Here is a 16,594-nt window from a genome sequence, read left to right on the forward strand (position 1 = left end):
CACAACGGCGCCCCCTCCGCCCGTCCTCCGGGCGGAGGGGGTCCCTTGGGGAGATCTTCGTGCGCCAATACTTCGGCAGGAAACTGTTCATCTACGGCCTCACCTTCGTGGCCGCCGTCACGGTCAACTGGGTGATCCCGCGCTTCATGCCCGGCGACCCGGTCGCGAGCATGCTGGCCAGGGCCCGCGTCTCACAGCCCGAGGCCGTCGAGGCGATGCGGGTCTACTACACCAACCTCTTCGGCTTCGACGAGCCGATCTGGCAGCAGTACCTGAACTTCTGGGGCGCGCTCTTCCGGGGCGACTTCGGCATCAGCATCTACGTCTTCCCGGTGCCGGTGACCGACCTGATCATGGGCGCTGTCCCGTACACGCTGGGGTTGATGATCCCGGCGGTGCTGCTCAGCTACTGGGTGGGCAACCGGTTCGGCGCGTTCGCCGCGCGCAGGAAGCTGCTGGACAACACCGTGCTGCCGGTCGGCTACGTCCTCACCGCGACCCCGTACATGTGGCTGGCCGTGCTGCTGGCCTGGGGGTTCGGCGTGGTGGCCGGATGGTTCCCGATCGCCGGCGGCTACAGCTTCTCGCTCACGCCGAGCTGGTCCTGGACGTTCTTCCTGGACCTGCTGCACCACTGGGCGCTGCCGTTCCTGTCGCTGTTCCTGGTGGCGCTGGGCGGGTGGGCGATCGGCATGCGCAACATGATCATCTATGAGCTGGAGTCGGACTACTCCAACTACCTGGCCGCGCTCGGCGCGCCGGCCAAGCTGATCCGCCGCTACGCCTACCGCAACGCGATCCTGCCCCAGATCACCGGCCTGGCGCTGCAGCTCGGCGTGCTGGTCGCGGGCGCGCTGGTCACCGAGATCGTCTTCTCCTATCCGGGGATCGGCAGCCTGATTCTCAAGGCGATCCAGAACCAGGACTTCTTCCTGCTGCAGGGCTCGTTCATGTTCATCGTCATCGGGGTGCTGGTGGCCAACTTCATCATCGACATCGTGTACGTGCTCATCGACCCACGCACGCGCACCGGGATGGCGGGAGCGCAGGCATGACCGCGACGACGGCACTGCCCACCGAGGAGCGCGTGGTGCGCCGCGAGGCGCTCTACTTCGCCGTACGGAACCCGAAACTGGTCATCGGCTTCTCCATCGTGCTCGTGCTCGCGCTGACCGGCCTGTTCGGGCCGGTCATCCTGGGGGTGGACGCGCCCAACGAGTACGTGGCGATGCCGATGCTGCCGCCCTCGTCGGAGTACTGGTTCGGGACGACCACACAGGGACAGGACGTCTTCGTCCAGTTCGTGTACGGGCTGCGGACCACGATCCTGGCCGGCGCGATCGGCGGCGGCATCGCGGCCGTGATCGCCATGGTGATCGGGTTCGTCGCCGGTTACCGGGGCGGGATGGTGGACGAGGTGCTCAACATGCTCACCAACATCGTGCTGGTCATCCCGACCCTGGCCGTGCTGCTGATCATCAACGCCTACCTCGGCATCCGCAGCGTCGGCATGCAGGCGCTGCTCATCGGCCTCACCTCCTGGCCGTGGGCGGCGCGGGCGATCCGGGCCCAGACGTTCTCGCTGCGGTCCAGGGACTTCGTCGACCTGGCCAGGCTGAGCGGGGTTGGCACGCCCAGGATCATCGCGCGGGAGATCGCGCCGAACATGAGCTCCTACCTGTTCATGACGTTCATCCTGCTGTTCGGCAGCTCGGTGCTGATCGCCGCCTCGCTGGACTTCATCGGGCTCGGGCCCACGGAGGGCGTCTCGCTCGGGCTGATGCTGCAGAACGCGACCCAGTGGAGCGCGCTCCAGCTCGGCCTCTGGTGGTGGTTCGTGCCGCCGGGCGCGGCCATCACCGCCGTCGTCGGCGCCCTGTACGTGGCGAACGTCGGTCTGGACGAGGTCTTCAACCCGAAGTTGAGGGAAACATGAGTCTGCGGGTCAGCGAGCTGAGGGTGCACTACAAGACACTCAGAGGCGATGTGAAGGCGCTCGACGGGGTCTCCTTCACCATGGACGACGGGGAGATCCTCGGCCTGGCGGGCGAGTCCGGCTGCGGCAAGACCACGCTGGGCAAGAGCCTCATCCGCATGGACGGCCGGATGCGCCACGTCGGCGGCACCGTCGAGCTGGACGGCCGCGAGCTGCCGATCGGCGACGACCGGGCGATGAACGACTACCGCTTCCACGAGATCTCGCTCATCCCGCAGTACTCGATGAGCGCCATGAACCCGACCCGCCGGATCGGCAGGATGGTGACCGAGCTGCTCCGCTCGCGCGGCGTGACGCTCGACAGGAAGGAGCTGGAGAGCCGGATCGGCATGGTGGGGCTGCCGCGCGAGGTGCTCGACCGCTACCCGATCGAGCTGTCCGGCGGCCAGAAGCAGCGCATGGTCATGGTCATCTCCACGCTGCTCGACCCGGCGCTGCTGATCGCCGACGAGATCACCTCCGCGCTCGACGTGTCCACCCAGAAGGCGGTGGCCAAGGCACTGCTCGGCTTCCGCGACGGCGGCTACGTCAAGAGCATGATCTTCATCACCCACGACCTGGCGCTGACCTCGCACATCGCCGACACGGTCATGGTGATGTACGCGGGCAAGCTGGCGGAGAAGGCGCCGTCGGAGAAACTGATCAAGGCGCCGAAGCACCCGTACACGAAGCTGCTGATCAACTCGCTGCCGGAGATCGGCGTCCGCTACGAGGAACGCAAGCTGGCCGGCATCCCGGGCAGCCCGCCGTCGCTGCTCAACCCGCCGCAGGGCTGCCGCTTCCGCGACCGCTGCCCGCTGGCCGGCGACGAGTGCGCCGAGGAGCCGCCGGTGAACGAGATCGAGCCCAACCACTTCGTCGCGTGCTGGAAGGCCTGATGCTGAAAGTCGAGAACGTCACCAAGGTCTACAAGGTCGGGACCTTCGGCGGGCGGACGCTGACGGCCGTGGACGCGGTGAGCTTCGAGGTGCGGCCCGGCGAGGTCGTCTCCCTCATCGGGGAGAGCGGCAGCGGGAAGAGCACGATCGGCAAGATGATCCTCGGCCTGATCCCGATGACCGGCGGGACGATCACCGTCGACGGCGTGCCCGTCAAGCCGGGCCGGGACTACTACCGGTCCGTCCAGGGCGTCTTCCAGGACCCGTTCAGCTGCTACAACCCGGTCTTCAAGGCCGACCGGGTGTTCCAGCTGATCAAGGACAGCTACTACCCGTCGGTCCCCGGCAAGGAGTGGACCGAACGGGTCCACTCGGCCATCGAGGACGTGCGGCTCAACCCGCGCGAGGTGCTCGGCAAGTTCCCCCACCAGCTCAGCGGCGGCCAGCTGCAGCGCCTGCTGATCGCCAGGGCGCTGCTGCTCGACCTGAAGCTGCTGATCGCCGACGAGATCACCAGCATGCTCGACGCCTCCACCCGCATCGACGTGCTCAACCTGCTCGCCGAGCTCAAGGGCCGCGGGCTGAGCGTGCTGTACGTGACGCACGACCTGTCGCTCGGCCACTACCTGGCCGAGCGCACGGTCGTGCTGCGCAGCGGCGCGGTCGTCGAGATGGGGCTGACGCACAAGGTGTTCGACGACCCCCTGCACCCCTACACCAGGCAGCTCCTGTCGTCCGTCCCCCGGCTGCACGCCCCGTGGGAGGACGCCCCGCCGGTGGAGACCTGCCTGTATCACGAGCGCGGCGCGACCGGCGGCCTGTACGAGGCCGAGCCCGGTCACTTCGTGGCCTGCGCCAAGCTCGACGACTGCTGAAGGAGAACCACGTGAGCTCGTACCGACCCCTGCACGACGGCTGGGTCCTGTCGGCCGCATCGGGGGACGTGCCCGCCACAGTGCCTGCCACAGTGCCCGCCACAGTGCCCGCCACGGTGCCCGGTTGCGTGCACACCGATCTGCTCGCCGCCGGTCTCATCGACGACCCGTACCTGGACGACAACGAGAACCGGCTGGCCTGGATCGGCCGCATCGCGTGGACGTACACCACCGTGTTCTCCTGGTCGGGCGACGAGCACGAGCGCACGGACCTGGTGTGCGAGGGGCTGGACACGGTCGCCGAGATCGCCCTGAACGGGGTGCGCGTCGCCGCCACCGCCAACCAGCACCGCTCCTACCGGTTCCCGGTGCGCCACCTGCTGCGCGAGGGCGAGAACACGCTGACCGTCACCTTCGGCTCGGCGCTGGAGTACGCCGAGGAGCGGCGGGCCGCGCTCGGGTCCCGCCCCGGCGCCTACGAGGCGCCGTACGCGTTCATCCGCAAGATGGCCTGCAACTTCGGCTGGGACTGGGGGCCCGCCCTGGTCACCGCCGGCATCTGGCGCCCGATCGGGCTGGAGAGCTGGACCGGCGCCCGGCCGGCCGCGGTCCGCCCGCTCGCCACCGTCGCCGCCGACGGCTCGGGCCGGGTGGACGTGCACGTGAGCGTCGAGCGCGCCACCGAGGCGCCGCTCACCCTGGTCGCCGAGGTGGCCGGGGTCTCGGCGGAGGTGCGGCTCGCCGCCGGTCAGCGGACCGCCGTCGTGCCGCTGACCGTGCCCTCGCCCAGGCTGTGGTGGCCTCGCGGGTACGGGGAGCAGCACCGCTACGAGCTGGCCGTGCGGCTCGGGGAGTCGTCGTGGACCGGGAAAATCGGGTTCCGGACGGTCGAGCTGGAACGGGAGGCGTTCAGGCTCGTGGTCAACGGGACGCCGGTGTTCGCCCGCGGCGTCAACTGGATCCCCGACGACTGCTTCCCGTCCAGGATCACCCGCGACCGGCTCGCCGCCCGCTTCGGCCAGGCCGTCGGCGCGGGCGTCAACCTGCTGCGCGTATGGGGCGGGGGCCTGTACGAGAGCGAGGACTTCTACGACCTGGCCGACGAGCTCGGGCTGCTGGTGTGGCAGGACTTCCCGTTCGCCTGCGCGGCCTATCCGGAGGAGGAGCCGTTCCGGTCGGAGGTGGCCGCCGAGGCGCGCGAGCACGTGACCAGGCTCGCCCCGCACCCCAGCCTGGTGCTGTGGTGCGGCAACAACGAGAACCTGGAGGGGCACGCCGACTGGGGCTGGCAGGACGAGCTGGCGGGCCGGAGCTGGGGCGGCGGCCTCTACCACGACCTGCTGCCGTCGATCGTGGCCGAGCTGGACCCGACCCGCCCGTACATCCCCGGCAGCCCGTTCTCGGCCGACCCCGCCGCCCCGCCGCAGGACCCGTCCACCGGCACCATCCACATCTGGGACGTCTGGAACCGGGAGGACTACCGCCACTACGCGACCTACACGCCCCGGTTCGTGGCCGAGTTCGGCTTCCAGGGGCCGCCCGCGTACGCCACGCTCCGCCGCGCCGTCTCCGGGGAGCTGGCCGCCGACGCCCCGCTGGTCCTGCACCACCAGAAGGCCGACGACGGCAACGGCAAGCTGCTGCGCGGCCTCGGCGACCACCTGCCCGCGCCGGATTCGTTCGACGACTGGCACTACCTGACCCAGCTCAACCAGGCACGCGCGATCACCTTCGGCGTCGAGCGGTTCCGCGCGCTGGCGCCGTACTGCATGGGCACGATCGTCTGGCAGCTCAACGACTGCTGGCCGGTCACCTCCTGGGCGGCGGTCGACGGCGACGGCAGGCGCAAACCCCTCTGGTACGCGCTGCGCCGCCTCTACGCCGACCGGCTGCTCGCCGTGCAGGGTTCCTCGGTGGCGGTGGTCAACGACTCGGGCACGGCGTGGCAGGGCTCACTACTGGTCACGCGCCTCGGGTTGGACGGGGAACCGCTGGCCAAGGACGTCCTGGAGGTCTCGGCGGAACCCCGGTCGGTGGCGCGGGCGCCGCTCCCGCCTTCGGTCGCCACCCCCGACGACCCTTCCCGCGAACTCCTCTCGGTCCGCCTCGGCGACTCGCGCACCCTGTCCTTCTTCGCCGAGGACCCGGCCGTGGCCTTCCCTCCGGCGTCCTACGACGCTTCCGCCGACCGGGTGGACGGCGGCTACCGCGTGACGGTCACCGCCCGCACGATCCTCCGCGATCTGGCCCTCTTCCCGGACCGCCTGGACCCCGCCGCGTCGGTGGACACCATGCTCGTCACCCTCCTACCGGGCGAGACCGCCACCTTCCTCGTCACCTCGGACGCCGCCCTGGACCCGTCGGCGCTCACCTCGCCCCCGGTCCTCCGCTGCGTCAACGAGGTACGCGAAACGCATCAGGACCGAGGCTGAACGCACCTGTCGCGAGGACGAGCAGCCGTTCGCCAACCTCGGCCCGGTCGCCGTTGCCCCCGAACTCCACGATGTCTTCTGCCGACACGCTGGTTATGTTGGGCCCGACGTGGAGGTCGGCAGTTTGTCGGCCTCCACCACCGGATCGTCGCCGCCGCTGCGTACGTCCATGACGAGCACGGTGATGTTGTCCGGCCCGCCACTCTCCAGAGCCAGCGCGACCAGCCGCTCGGCCGCGTCGCCTGGATCAGTGGTCGAGTCCAGAACAGCCCGCATAACTCCGGTGGGCACGACGCCGCTCAAGCCGTCCGAGCACAGCACATATCGATCTCCCGAGTGGAGCTGTCGCCGGCTCAGGTCGGGGGAGCGCCCGTCGGCGCGGCCGTCGAGAAATCTTGCGATCTTCTCAGGCAGATTGGGCACGTCGGCCGCGTCCGCCACAAGATTACCGTAGGTGTGATCTTCGCTGATCTGGGTCAGGTCGCCATCTCGCAGCAGGTATGCCCGCGAGTCGCCGATGTTGGCCACGATTACGGTCGTCCCGGACCAGAGCATGGCCACCAGGGTGGTGCCCATGGTCGCGGCGTCCGGGTCGATCTCGATCCTGTTGCGCAGCGCCAGACTCGCGGAGTGGATCGCCTGCCCGAGTACGTCAGGGAGATCCGGCGGCGAGTGCACGCGGTCATACGGTTTCAGGGTGTCGATCACCGTGGAGCTGGCCACGTCGCCGGCCGCGTGCCCGCCGAGGCCGTCGGCGACCGCGAACAGGTTTTGACCTGCGTATACGGCGTCCTCATTGTGGCGGCGTACGAGCCCGATGTGTGTCCGGGCGGACGCTTCAACGGTGAGGCGGCTCATGGGCGTTCACCTGTCGGTCTCGATCTGGCCGCGACGCTGGTCATCGGGCCACGGGGATTGCGCGGACTCGTCTCGGTGCAGCACGTGCACGGTTTCTACCCGGTCGCTGGCGACGATGTACTCGGTGACCTCGATCGGTTTGCCGTCCGCTCCGGATGTGCCTACGCGCACGATCTCCAGGACGGGCAGGCTGATCGGGATCTCCAGCAGGCGTGCCTCGTCGGGGGTCGGGGTGCGTGCCCGGTGGAACTCGGTCCAACTGATCGGCCAGTGGCCGGCCTTCTCCAGTAGGTGCAGCCAGTGGCCTGGGCCGGGGTCCTCGGACGCCGTCTCGGGGGCGTCGGTCACTCCCCGCGGATGTATCCACGAGATGTTGATCTGAAAGGGCGGCTCGGACTCGGGCCCGGTGACCCGGAACCGGCGCATGACGGGTGTGTCCGGTTCGACGCCCAGCAGCTTGGCGATCCTCGGGTCGGTCAGTGGTTCGTGGCCTGCCAAGGGGGTGATGTGGTGCTTCCACTTCTCCTGGCCGGAGGCCGAGGGGAAGGAGTAACCGGCGCTGGGCGTGGCCCTGTTGCGCTTCACCAGGTTCCCACGCGGTCTGCGAAGGCGCATCATCCCGTGCCGGACGATGATGCCGCGGCCCTGTACGGCCCACAACACGCCTTGAGACTCCAGCGCGGCGATGGCTCGGCCGATGGTGTCGCGATTCGCGTCATACTCGGCCGCGAGATCGTTGAGTCGCGGAAGGTGGGAGCCCGGCTCCCATTCGCCGGCCTCGACCCTGCGTCTGATCTCCGCTGCGATGTCCAGATAGCGCGAGTGCTGCATGCTTCCTCCCTTTCCAAGATTGTCCCCGATCAATCCTTGACACGACTCCCTCTCGCGCCACTACTGTCCCAGACAGTCTAAGGATTGTCCCCGGACATTACGTCGTACAAGGAGACAGTAGACACAAGCAGCACACCAAGCTGCGCAAACCGCCCGACATGCGGCTCCGCTACCAGCGGCACCTCCGCCTGCCCCACCTCGGCAACCCGCAGCGCCTCTGTCCCTGACCCCTCCGATGGGGATGAGAGCAACCCCGGCCCTGGCCGCCGGCTGCCGCGCCGGACCGGCCGAGACGCAGGCGGTCAACGCTCGCGCTGTTCTCCAGGTGGCCGACGGGGTGGCCGGGCGGGCTGCTTCGGTGGCTCGGCGGGGTCGTCATTGGCCTTGCGCCGTGTGCAGTTTGCTTTGGCTGCAGTGGTCGGGCTGGATCGGCTCCGCGCACGAAGGGCGGTTGGATCAAATGCGACGCAAGCGAAGAGAGAACGCTCTGGAACGTTCCATGCCGACTCGTGAGCAGGTGCAGTTCCACTACCTGACGCAGCTCGCGTGGGGCCTGGCGAGGCGTGGGCTGGCTGTTTCGGTGCAGTTGCCGAGGCGTGACGAGCCGTGCGTCGCTGTGCAGCGGGTGTCGGGGCCGTTGCTCGTACGGGCTTCTCTGCGGGGCGAGCAGTGGGTCTTCTCGTGGGGACGAGGGCGCGACCGGTGCGTGGACGCGCGGGACGAGAGCGCATGCGAACGAGTGTGGGAGGTGGCCCAGTGAAAGAACAGGCACTGGTGGACCTGACGATTCCGGGGAACGCGGTTTGGGTCTGCCTGGTTCGCCGCTGGGTGGCTGATGCCCTGATGGTGGCGGGGCATCGCGATGTGGACGATGCCCGGCTCGTCGTGAGCGAGTTGGCCGGGAACGCCGTGCTGCACACCGAGTCGGGGCGGCCTGGCGGGTTGGTGAGGGTGAAGGTTTACGAGGTCACCGACGCGCTGGCCAGGGTTGAGGTGATCGATGAGGGGGCGGCGACGGTTCCGCGTTCTCGCCGGTCCGGTGACGACGAGTGTGGTGGTCGTGGTCTGTGGCTGGTTGAGCAGACCGCGATCAGGTGGGGGACCCGGTCCGTGCCGCAATGGTGGAACCTGGTCTGGGCCGAGGTTTCCACGCTGGGCGTGCTCCCGACGCCTGAGTTCGAGGACGCGGAAGAGGTTCTGACGTGACTCGTGACTTTCACGGTCCTCATGCCGCTGCTGGTGGGTTCGATGCTGAGTCGATCGATTGGCGTGATCCGTTGCCTCGCTTCGGCCGGGTCCGAGTCCTGCGGCACACCTGTGAGCGCCGGGCGCGGGTTTACGAGTTCTGCGCTGCGGCCGGGCTCGCCTGGATACGCCGGACCGACCGTTCGTCAACCGTCGTGTTCGTCGAGGAGAGTCGTCCGACCTCGTACGGCGAGGTCGCGAAGTGGTGGGAGAAGCTGTTCTCCGGCGAGGCCGAGTAGCTCTATCGAGGGGTGCAGCGATTCCGCAGTGCCCGGAACGCGACCTGTTCCGGCTATGGGGCCGCTCGTGTCGCCAGAACTTATGGCGCGCCAGGTTCGGCCGTGCCTATTCGGTGTCCTTGGGGTGTCGAGGCGATGCGTATATCACCCAGACAGTACGAGTGGCGTCATCGATGGTGTACCGCACACGCCCGCCGCTGGTCACCTCGAACTCCCACTGCTCCAAGTCCTTGCCGTTGTGACGATGGGTCGCTAGATCACCGCGCAGGCGATGCTGACGGTCGTGACTTGCGCGTGATCGGGGATCGGCTCGCAGTATCTCGAAGCATCGGCGCGTATTGGCCAAGGCGTGGCGACACAGTTCTTCCCAGCCTTTGACTGCGTCGCCGGTGCCGAACCGGAGATCCCATTCGTCATCCGGTGGCGGTACCGTAACGCGATCGCCCCGTTTCGGACTCATGTGAAAACCTGTACCGGGCCGAAGTCGCCGCTGGTGGACTTGCGGGCCTCGGCGTAATGTGCAGGGTCGGCCTTGATTCGGGCGGTGGCTCGCCAGCCCGCGACGACCTCCTGGGTTGTGGCATCGACGTCGAGCTCGGCCGCGTCGGAGAGCGCTTCGACCAGTTCCAGGGTGAAGGCCCGCAGTTCGTCCGAGGACAGGTGGCGAACCCAGGGAAAGACCTCCGGCATGGCGATGACCAGCGCCCGCGCTGTGGGGTCATGTTTGATCAGAGCGAGGAACAGCCGGGACGCGGTGGCCAGTGTCTGTTCGCGCTCCTCTTCACGGTCCGCTGCTGTCAGGTAGAAGTCGGGAGCATCGCGATGTGTGACGCGAACGCGTCCGAGGCGTGCCGCGCGTTCGGCGACCGATCGGGGATTTCTCGACAGCTCTGAGAAGGTCACGGCGTCGGCATGGCATGTGCTCACGCGCTGAGTCTATATCAGAACACGTTCTGAAATTCCTCTATCCACGGCCAGCGGATCGTCAGTGTCTGGGCGGCGAGGTGAGCCGGCCCTGTTCCCGGAGCAGCGCGAACTCCGCGACGTCGCCGAGCAGGTCGTGTGCCGCCGAGAGCGACGACGGAGGTCGATACCATCGCTGCCACGCTGACTGCGAGGCAAGACGGGGGGCTCACGGTATGGGTTGCGTCAGGGTGGCCGGATGCCCCCTGGTGAATGTGACTGAAGTGCCCAGCAATCGGTCGTGCAGCATCCGCCCGTCCCGGTCCGCGAACGACCAGAGCGCGTCGGCGGCCAGCCACAACACCCCGTAGGCCGGCCACAGCACGGCGATGGGGAAGAGCAGCGCCCGCAGCGCCGCCTTCCCCGGCCCGGCGCCCTCCACCCGGAGCCCGAGCAGCCGCTTGCCCACGGTCGTGCCGCGCGGGATCCACACGTACAGGAACATCAGCGCCACCGCGGCCAGATCCGTGCCCACCGGCAGCATCCCGGACTCCAAGCGGGAGAGCAGCCCCCCGAGTCTGGCGAAGTCGGGGAAGTCGCCGCTCTCGAAGAGCAGCGGCGTCACCAGGCCGAGCGCCACGCAGAAGATCACGTAATCGGCCAGCAGCGCCGCCGCCCTGAGCCCGGTCCCTTCGGCGGCCGGGCCGGGACGGCGGGGCATGCCGAGCGAGGAGGCCAGCACCAGCAAGGCCGCGATCAGGTAGCAGACCTGCGCGCGCCCCCAGCAGTCGGCCATGGCCACGAACCACTCCGGGCTGAGAACCGGGAGCAGGAAATCCGGCGCGGTGACCGGCCCGGCCGCCGCCACCGCCACCAGCCCCCACGCGACCCGCCGCCCCACCGCCTCCGGATCGCCCTGCCGCAGGCAGCCCAGGAGCCCGGCCAGCACCAGCACCGCCGGGAGCGCCCAGGTATACGCGACCTCCGCGACCGCGCCGAGGTCGCCGACCAGCGGCGACAGCACCGGTGTCGGTCTCGAACTGCTGTACAGGCGGACCATGCCGTAGATGTCGCCCTGGGCCTCGAAATCCTCCAGCCCGACCCACTCCAGCGAATCCAGCGATTCCGGCGTCAGCCACTCCTCCCACAACCACCACGTGGGTACGAGGGCGACGACGACGGCGGCCGACCAGGCGGCGAGGACGGGGCGCGGTAACGGGGGCACGAACGCGAACGGTACTACCCGTAGATCACCGACAGGAACCGCACCAGGATCGCCTCCCGCAGCTCGGCCGGGAGCGCGTCCAGCACGGCGTTGACCACGGCCATCCGAGGTTGGCCGGCCCCCGGCCGCAGGTCCACCCCCACCGACGCGGCCAGCTCGGCGAAGGTCGCGTCGTCCAGCGCGTCCAGGTCCAGCCCGGTGATCAGCTCCACCAGCCCGTCGGGGACAACGGGCGGCCCGAGCCGCCGGGCGGCCTCCGCCGACTCGGCGATCACCTTCAGCATCGCGTCCACCCCGGCCAGCGTCACCCCCGTGACCGTGATGTGCAGGTTCGCCGGGATCCCGGCGTACGAGAGCTGCGGCTGCAGGAACCACCCGCGCGCCCGCGCCTCGTCGGCGAGCACGAACACGTCCACGTCGTCGGAGGTGAAGGCCACCAGCGTCGACCCGGAGCCCAGCACCCGCAGCCCGCCGATCCCGGTCAGCCCCGCGCGCAGCCGGTCCGCCGCCTCCAGCGTGGCCCGTCCCAGCTCGACGTACCCTTCCCGGCCGAGCGCCTGCAGAGTCGCCCACGCCCCGCCCAAGGGCCCCGCCGACCGGGAGCTCTGCACGGTCGCGTTGATGATCGTGTAGCCCGGCCAGGCCGCCGACGCGAAGTACGCCCGCCGCCGCATCGCCGGGTCGGCGAACAGCACCACCGACGCCCCCTTCGGCGCGTACCCGAACTTGTGCAGGTCGCAGGAGATCGACGTCACCCCCGGCACCGACAGGTCGAACGGCGGCACGTCCGCGCCGGCCTCCCGCAGCCACGGCAGCAGCCAGCCGCCCACGCACGCGTCGACATGGCAGAACACGCCCGCCTCCGCCGCGACCGCGGCGATCTCCCCGACCGGGTCGACCACCCCCTGCGGGTACGAGGGAGCGGACGCGACGACCAGCACCGTGTCATCATCCATCGCCGCCGAGACCGCCCGCACGTCGGCCTTGAACGTCCCCAGGTCCACCGGCACCGGCCTGACCTCGACCCCCAGGTAGTGGGCCGCCTTGTGGAAGGCCGGGTGGGCGGTGACCGGCAGCACCAGGTTCGGCCGGGGCCGGGAGGCCACGTCGCGGGCCGCCTTCACCGCCAGCATGATCGACTCGGTGCCGCCACTGGTGAAGATGCCGTGGCCGCCGCCTAACAGGTCCGCGACGGCGCCGACGACCTGCTTCTCCATCTCGACGATGCTCGGGAACGCCGTCGGGTCCAGGCAGTTGACCTCCAGCATCGCCGCATAGGCGCGGGCCGCCGCGTCGTGCACCTCGGGCCGCCCGGTGTCGTACACGTAGGAGGTCACCTGGCCGCCGCGCACGGGCAGGTCGTGCTGGGTGAGCCGGGCCAGCTCGGCCAGCAGGTCCTCGGCCGTCCTCCCGATACGGGGCAGGTTCAATGGTCCTCCTCAGCGGCCGAACCTAATTCTGTTATTCGGTTCCGTCAATCGTCCGATGGAAAGGCAGCGCGAAACCGGCTTTGCCTCCCTGTTAGCGTTATTGCAAATCTAGGGGGTGAGCGCATGGCCGCTAAAGGGGACGAATCCGAGGCCCCGCGCAGGCCCGCCGTGCTGGGCGACGTGGCAGCACTGGCGGGGGTCTCGGCGATGACGGTCTCGCGGGTGCTCAACGCACCGCACCGGGTGCGGGCGGAAACCCGCGAGCGCGTGCTCGCCGCCGTACGCGAGCTCGACTACTGGCCCAACCTGGCCGCCCGCCAGCTCGTCACCGGCCGCTCGGGCGTGCTCGGCGTGGTCAGCATCGACACGACCCTGTACGGTCCCGCGTCCACTCTCTACTGCATCGAGCAGACCGCCAGGCTCAGCGGCTACAGCGTCAGCATCGCCAGCCTGAGCCTGCTCAGCAGGCGGTCCATCGAGGAGGCGGTGCGGCGGCTGCGCGCCCAGGCGGTCGACGGCGTCGTCATCCTCGCCCCGCACGAATCCGCCGCCGACGGCCTGCGCCACCTGCCGCGCGACCTGCCCGTGGTGGCGGTCGACGCCGGTGAGGACATCCCCGTCCCCGTCGTCACCGTCGACCAGCGCGCCGGGGCGGCCAGGGCCACCCGCCACCTGCTCGACCTGGGCCACCGGACCGTCCACCACCTGGGCGGGCCGGTCGACTGGCTGGACGCCAACTACCGGATCGACGGCTGGCGGCAGGTGCTGGAATCCTCGGGCCGCCCGGTCCCCGAGCCGCTGCGGGGCGACTGGAGCCCGCGCTCCGGCCACGAGCTCGGCCGGCGCCTGGCCGACGACCCCTCGGTGACGGCGATCTTCGTGGGCAACGACCAGATGGCGCTCGGCCTCATGCGCGCCCTGCGCGAGGCGGGCCGCCGGGTGCCGGACGACGTGAGCGTGGTCGGGTTCGACGACATCCCTGAGGCGGCCTACTTCTGGCCGCCGCTGACGACGGTCCGCCAGGAGTTCGGCGAGGTCGGCAGGCACGCCTTCCACCTGCTGCTCGACCGCATGGCGGGCCACACGGAGCCGGCCCGCCGCCTGGTCGAACCCCAGCTGGTCGTACGAGAGAGCACCGGCCCCGCCCCTCGCTGACCCTCAGCGGCGGAACCAGTGGGGGTGCGACTTGACGAAGGTGACCAGGAACAGCGTCTGGATACCGCCCTCGACGAGCAGGAAGAGGCCGCCGTCGACGCCCAGCAGCACTGGCCCGCCGTTCAGGCTCTCCCAGACGGCCACCAGGGCGCGGAAGAGGGCGGTCACGATGATCGGCAGGGTGTAGACCGCGAACATGCCGAGGGCGATGGCCGCGCTGGGCACGAGCAGCACCGCGTAGATCCGCACCGCTCGCCGTTCGCGGGCCGACAGCTCGGCGCTCGGGTCGGCGGGTGGTCGCGCCCGCTTCACGACGGTGACCACTCGGCGGAGCAGGTAGCGGGCGTAGTCGAGCCCGTCGCCGAACAGGTTGCGGCAGCGCAGGAGGTCGGCGAGCACGAAGTAGAAGTCGGTCCGCATGTAGACGTGCAGTTGTATCGGCACGCTCAGCATGATGACCAGCGCGAGGGTCCGCAGGAACGCCGCGGCTCCCTCAGGCGGGTTCGCGTGGGCGAGCACGAGCATGAGGATCGCGAAGAGGAAGAGGTCGCAGGCGGTCCCGGCCAGGTAGACGCGGTAACGCGAGCGCCTCGGCACCGACCAGATCGCGGTGACGTCCGTCTGCACGACCAGGTTGTGCAGCCGGGTGCCGAACCCGATGCGCGCCGGGGTGCCGAGCGACCGCGCGGCCGCCAGGTGCATCAGCTCGTGCAGGCTGATCACCACCGAGAACATCGCCGTGTTGACCAGCGTCGTCAGTCCGACGTAGTCGCTCCAGAAGAAGTCCTGGTACACCGGGACCAGATCAGGCCGGCCGAACAGGGCGACGAGCGCCGCGCCGACCACGACCGCCCACAGCACCCGCATCGGGAGGCCGAAGAGCCACCGGACGTGCCTTTCGGCCAGCCAGGGCAGGTGAGCCGGCGGGGCCTGCCCGGCCGGATCCGGCAGGTCCGCGCCGTTCAGCCGGGCCACGAAGCCGAGGTCGACCAGTGCCTCAACGAGCTGCACGACATCGAGTTCGACGTCGTGCTCGTCCTCGATCCTGCGCTGGACCACGCCGATCGGGAGGCCGTCGCCGAGCAGGCGGATCGCCTCGCCGTAGAGGGCGGGCAGGCTGACGAACTCGCCGAGCTCCGGCCGCCCGACGATGACACCGTCCGGGTCGTCGTCCGCCTGGATGCTGAGCGGACGCAGCCGGACGGTGCCGGTCGTGTCGACGGTCATCCGCCGGCCGGGCCGCAGGCGGGACAGTCGTCCTGGCGGACCACGTCCACGGCGTAGACGTGGTCCCACACCGCGAAGTTCCAGTGGAACATCCGGCCGCGCGCCTGGGTGCTCAGGCCGCCGAGGTGGTAGATGATCTCCAGCGCGCACAGGTGACCGCTGATGTTGGCGCTGGCGGCGATCACCGCGTTGGGCCACGACTCGTGGGTGATGAGATCCCGCTGCCCGGTGGCCTGCTTCTTCCGGTCCTCGTCACCGCGCATGCAGCGCCAGCACCCGGTCTCGCCCGGGTGGAAGGAGCCGACCACCGCCATCGGCCCCCCGTAGAAACTGACGAACCACGGCGTCCCGGTACGCAGTGCCGCCTCGTTCGTCCAGATCTTTATGTCCGGATCCGGCTCGTCGGCACAGAGCACGAACACGTCGCAGTCCGCCATCAACGCAGCTATGTCGTCGGTCCCGGTCGCCTTGAGTTCGCTGCCCGTCACCTTGACCAGGCTGTTCATCGCGCGCAGCCGGGCGACCGCCCGCTCGACCTTGGACTCGCCGATGTCCTGCTCGGTGTAGAGGAGCTGCCGGGTCAGGTTGGATTCCTGCACGTCGTCGAAGTCGGCCAGGTGAAGGGCGCCGATGCCGCTCGCCACCAGCCCGGCCGCGACGGCGGATCCGGTGCCGCCCACGCCGAGCAGACCAACCTTGGCCTGCTTGATCTTCGACTGGACGGTGTAGGGGGACTCCCGCGGGACAGTGTCGATCCAGGAGTAGAAATGGCGGGCGCGCGCGTACCTCTCCAGCTCCCTTGCGGAGAGATTGGCGGGAGGCTCCGCCTCGGCGTCCTCGATGAACCCCTCGGAGATGAGCGCCTCGACGATCTCGCGGACGTTCTCCCGCTCCACCTCCGGGCTGTCCGCCACGAAGTCGGCGCAGATCTGCTCGATGTCCCGGGTGCCGTCCATGAGGGTGAGGATCCGCGCGATGCTTCCCTCGGCGTCGTCCTGCAACTCCGTGGCCACGCCGTACTGACCGAGACTGATTCTTATCCGGCCGTCCGGGAAGACCGTGGGCAGATGAACGTGTTTCAGACGAGGCTTCCGCATGAACGCACTCTTTCTCCATAGAAGGCCGGAGCCGATCGCGGCTCGATCGGCTCCGGCACGTCATCCGGGTTCACGCACTGAAGTGCTCGCGGATAACGGTGGTCTCGATCTTCTCCAGCTTGCGGACCTTGAGCTCAAGCTTCTTGGTCTCCTTCTTCTGCTTCTCCATGTTCACCTCCCGGTGTTTTCCGGCGCCGTCGAAT

Annotated in this window: 16 protein-coding genes; 9 read left to right on the forward strand and 7 right to left on the reverse strand. The window is 69.3% G+C overall.

Annotated features, from left to right (window positions below):
- Positions 1–59 precede the first annotated feature (59 nt).
- From ABD999_RS10135 to ABD999_RS10155, 5 genes are read left to right on the forward strand one after another with little or no spacing between them, the layout of a single operon-like run.
- On the forward strand, positions 60–1,055 hold the full coding sequence (locus ABD999_RS10135; RefSeq protein ID WP_271277605.1) for an ABC transporter permease: 996 nt from the start codon (positions 60–62) through the stop codon (positions 1,053–1,055).
- Positions 1,052–1,936: an ABC transporter permease gene (locus tag ABD999_RS10140; RefSeq protein WP_148035513.1), complete on the forward strand. Its 885-nt coding sequence runs from the start codon at positions 1,052–1,054 to the stop codon at positions 1,934–1,936. Before ABD999_RS10135 ends, ABD999_RS10140 begins: the two co-directional genes overlap by 4 nt.
- Entirely contained in the window at positions 1,933–2,874 is a 942-nt protein-coding gene (locus tag ABD999_RS10145) for an ABC transporter ATP-binding protein (protein ID WP_219542828.1), read from the forward strand. The genes ABD999_RS10140 and ABD999_RS10145 overlap by 4 nt, the downstream gene beginning before the upstream one ends.
- Complete coding sequence (locus ABD999_RS10150; RefSeq protein ID WP_219542829.1) at positions 2,874–3,749, forward strand: ATP-binding cassette domain-containing protein; 876 nt, start codon at positions 2,874–2,876, stop codon at positions 3,747–3,749. Before ABD999_RS10145 ends, ABD999_RS10150 begins: the two co-directional genes overlap by 1 nt.
- An 11-nt stretch (positions 3,750–3,760) precedes the next feature.
- On the forward strand, positions 3,761–6,181 hold the full coding sequence (locus ABD999_RS10155) for a glycoside hydrolase family 2 protein (RefSeq protein WP_271277606.1): 2,421 nt from the start codon (positions 3,761–3,763) through the stop codon (positions 6,179–6,181).
- 93 nt (positions 6,182–6,274) lie between these two features.
- Here the strand turns inward: ABD999_RS10155 and ABD999_RS10160 are convergent, their stop codons facing one another.
- Positions 6,275–7,039, reverse strand: coding sequence for a PP2C family protein-serine/threonine phosphatase (locus ABD999_RS10160; protein WP_271277607.1), 765 nt, complete (start codon positions 7,037–7,039; stop codon positions 6,275–6,277).
- Between the two features lie 6 nt (positions 7,040–7,045).
- Positions 7,046–7,870: a GntR family transcriptional regulator gene (locus ABD999_RS10165; protein WP_271277608.1), complete on the reverse strand. Its 825-nt coding sequence runs from the start codon at positions 7,868–7,870 to the stop codon at positions 7,046–7,048.
- 499 nt (positions 7,871–8,369) lie between these two features.
- On the opposite strand from ABD999_RS10165, the gene ABD999_RS10170 reads away from it, so the two are divergent.
- The 3 genes from ABD999_RS10170 (at position 8,370) to ABD999_RS10180 (ending at position 9,354) form a co-directional block, all read left to right on the forward strand.
- On the forward strand, positions 8,370–8,630 hold the full coding sequence (locus ABD999_RS10170) for a hypothetical protein (RefSeq protein WP_271277609.1): 261 nt from the start codon (positions 8,370–8,372) through the stop codon (positions 8,628–8,630).
- Complete coding sequence (locus tag ABD999_RS10175; protein ID WP_271277610.1) at positions 8,627–9,076, forward strand: ATP-binding protein; 450 nt, start codon at positions 8,627–8,629, stop codon at positions 9,074–9,076. Before ABD999_RS10170 ends, ABD999_RS10175 begins: the two co-directional genes overlap by 4 nt.
- A gap of 71 nt (positions 9,077–9,147) precedes the next feature.
- Positions 9,148–9,354, forward strand: a complete 207-nt coding sequence (locus ABD999_RS10180; protein ID WP_271277611.1) for a hypothetical protein — start codon at positions 9,148–9,150, stop codon at positions 9,352–9,354.
- Positions 9,355–9,810: 456 nt separating this feature from the next.
- Here ABD999_RS10180 and ABD999_RS10185 read toward each other — a convergent pair whose 3' ends face one another.
- The 3 genes from ABD999_RS10185 to ABD999_RS10195 form a co-directional block, all read right to left on the reverse strand.
- On the reverse strand, positions 9,811–10,281 hold the full coding sequence (locus tag ABD999_RS10185; RefSeq protein ID WP_271277612.1) for a hypothetical protein: 471 nt from the start codon (positions 10,279–10,281) through the stop codon (positions 9,811–9,813).
- A gap of 205 nt (positions 10,282–10,486) precedes the next feature.
- Positions 10,487–11,482 carry an RDD family protein gene (locus ABD999_RS10190; RefSeq protein ID WP_271277613.1) on the reverse strand — a complete coding sequence of 332 codons (996 nt, stop codon included), beginning with the start codon at positions 11,480–11,482 and terminating at the stop codon, positions 10,487–10,489.
- Between the two features lie 14 nt (positions 11,483–11,496).
- Positions 11,497–12,912, reverse strand: coding sequence for a pyridoxal phosphate-dependent decarboxylase family protein (locus tag ABD999_RS10195; protein WP_271277614.1), 1,416 nt, complete (start codon positions 12,910–12,912; stop codon positions 11,497–11,499).
- Positions 12,913–13,035: 123 nt separating this feature from the next.
- Between ABD999_RS10195 and ABD999_RS10200 the strand changes: the two genes are divergently transcribed.
- The gene (locus tag ABD999_RS10200; RefSeq protein WP_148035508.1) at positions 13,036–14,067 is read left to right on the forward strand and encodes a LacI family DNA-binding transcriptional regulator; all 1,032 of its coding nucleotides are present in this window, start codon (positions 13,036–13,038) and stop codon (positions 14,065–14,067) included.
- Positions 14,068–14,070: 3 nt separating this feature from the next.
- On the opposite strand, the gene ABD999_RS10205 is transcribed toward ABD999_RS10200, so the two are convergent.
- Both ABD999_RS10205 and ABD999_RS10210 read right to left on the reverse strand, forming a co-directional pair.
- Positions 14,071–15,294: a hypothetical protein gene (locus ABD999_RS10205; protein ID WP_271277615.1), complete on the reverse strand. Its 1,224-nt coding sequence runs from the start codon at positions 15,292–15,294 to the stop codon at positions 14,071–14,073.
- Positions 15,291–16,391 (reverse strand): ThiF family adenylyltransferase, encoded by a 1,101-nt coding sequence (locus tag ABD999_RS10210; RefSeq protein WP_271277616.1) that lies wholly within the window; start codon positions 16,389–16,391, stop codon positions 15,291–15,293. Before ABD999_RS10210 ends, ABD999_RS10205 begins: the two co-directional genes overlap by 4 nt.
- Between the last annotated feature and the right edge of the window lie 203 nt (positions 16,392–16,594).

The organism is Nonomuraea ferruginea (assembly GCF_039540635.1).
GTDB lineage: Bacteria > Actinomycetota > Actinomycetes > Streptosporangiales > Streptosporangiaceae > Nonomuraea > Nonomuraea ferruginea.

Coding starts and splice junctions, on each gene's coding strand:
- ABD999_RS10140 (WP_148035513.1), top strand. CDS start 1,052: ATGACCGCGACGACGGCACTGCCCACCGAGGAGCGCGTGGTGCGCCGC.
- ABD999_RS10145 (WP_219542828.1), top strand. CDS start 1,933: ATGAGTCTGCGGGTCAGCGAGCTGAGGGTGCACTACAAGACACTCAGA.
- ABD999_RS10150 (WP_219542829.1), top strand. CDS start 2,874: ATGCTGAAAGTCGAGAACGTCACCAAGGTCTACAAGGTCGGGACCTTC.
- ABD999_RS10160 (WP_271277607.1), bottom strand. CDS start 7,039: ATGAGCCGCCTCACCGTTGAAGCGTCCGCCCGGACACACATCGGGCTC.
- ABD999_RS10165 (WP_271277608.1), bottom strand. CDS start 7,870: ATGCAGCACTCGCGCTATCTGGACATCGCAGCGGAGATCAGACGCAGG.
- ABD999_RS10170 (WP_271277609.1), top strand. CDS start 8,370: ATGCCGACTCGTGAGCAGGTGCAGTTCCACTACCTGACGCAGCTCGCG.
- ABD999_RS10200 (WP_148035508.1), top strand. CDS start 13,036: ATGGCCGCTAAAGGGGACGAATCCGAGGCCCCGCGCAGGCCCGCCGTG.
- ABD999_RS10205 (WP_271277615.1), bottom strand. CDS start 15,294: ATGACCGTCGACACGACCGGCACCGTCCGGCTGCGTCCGCTCAGCATC.
- ABD999_RS10210 (WP_271277616.1), bottom strand. CDS start 16,391: ATGCGGAAGCCTCGTCTGAAACACGTTCATCTGCCCACGGTCTTCCCG.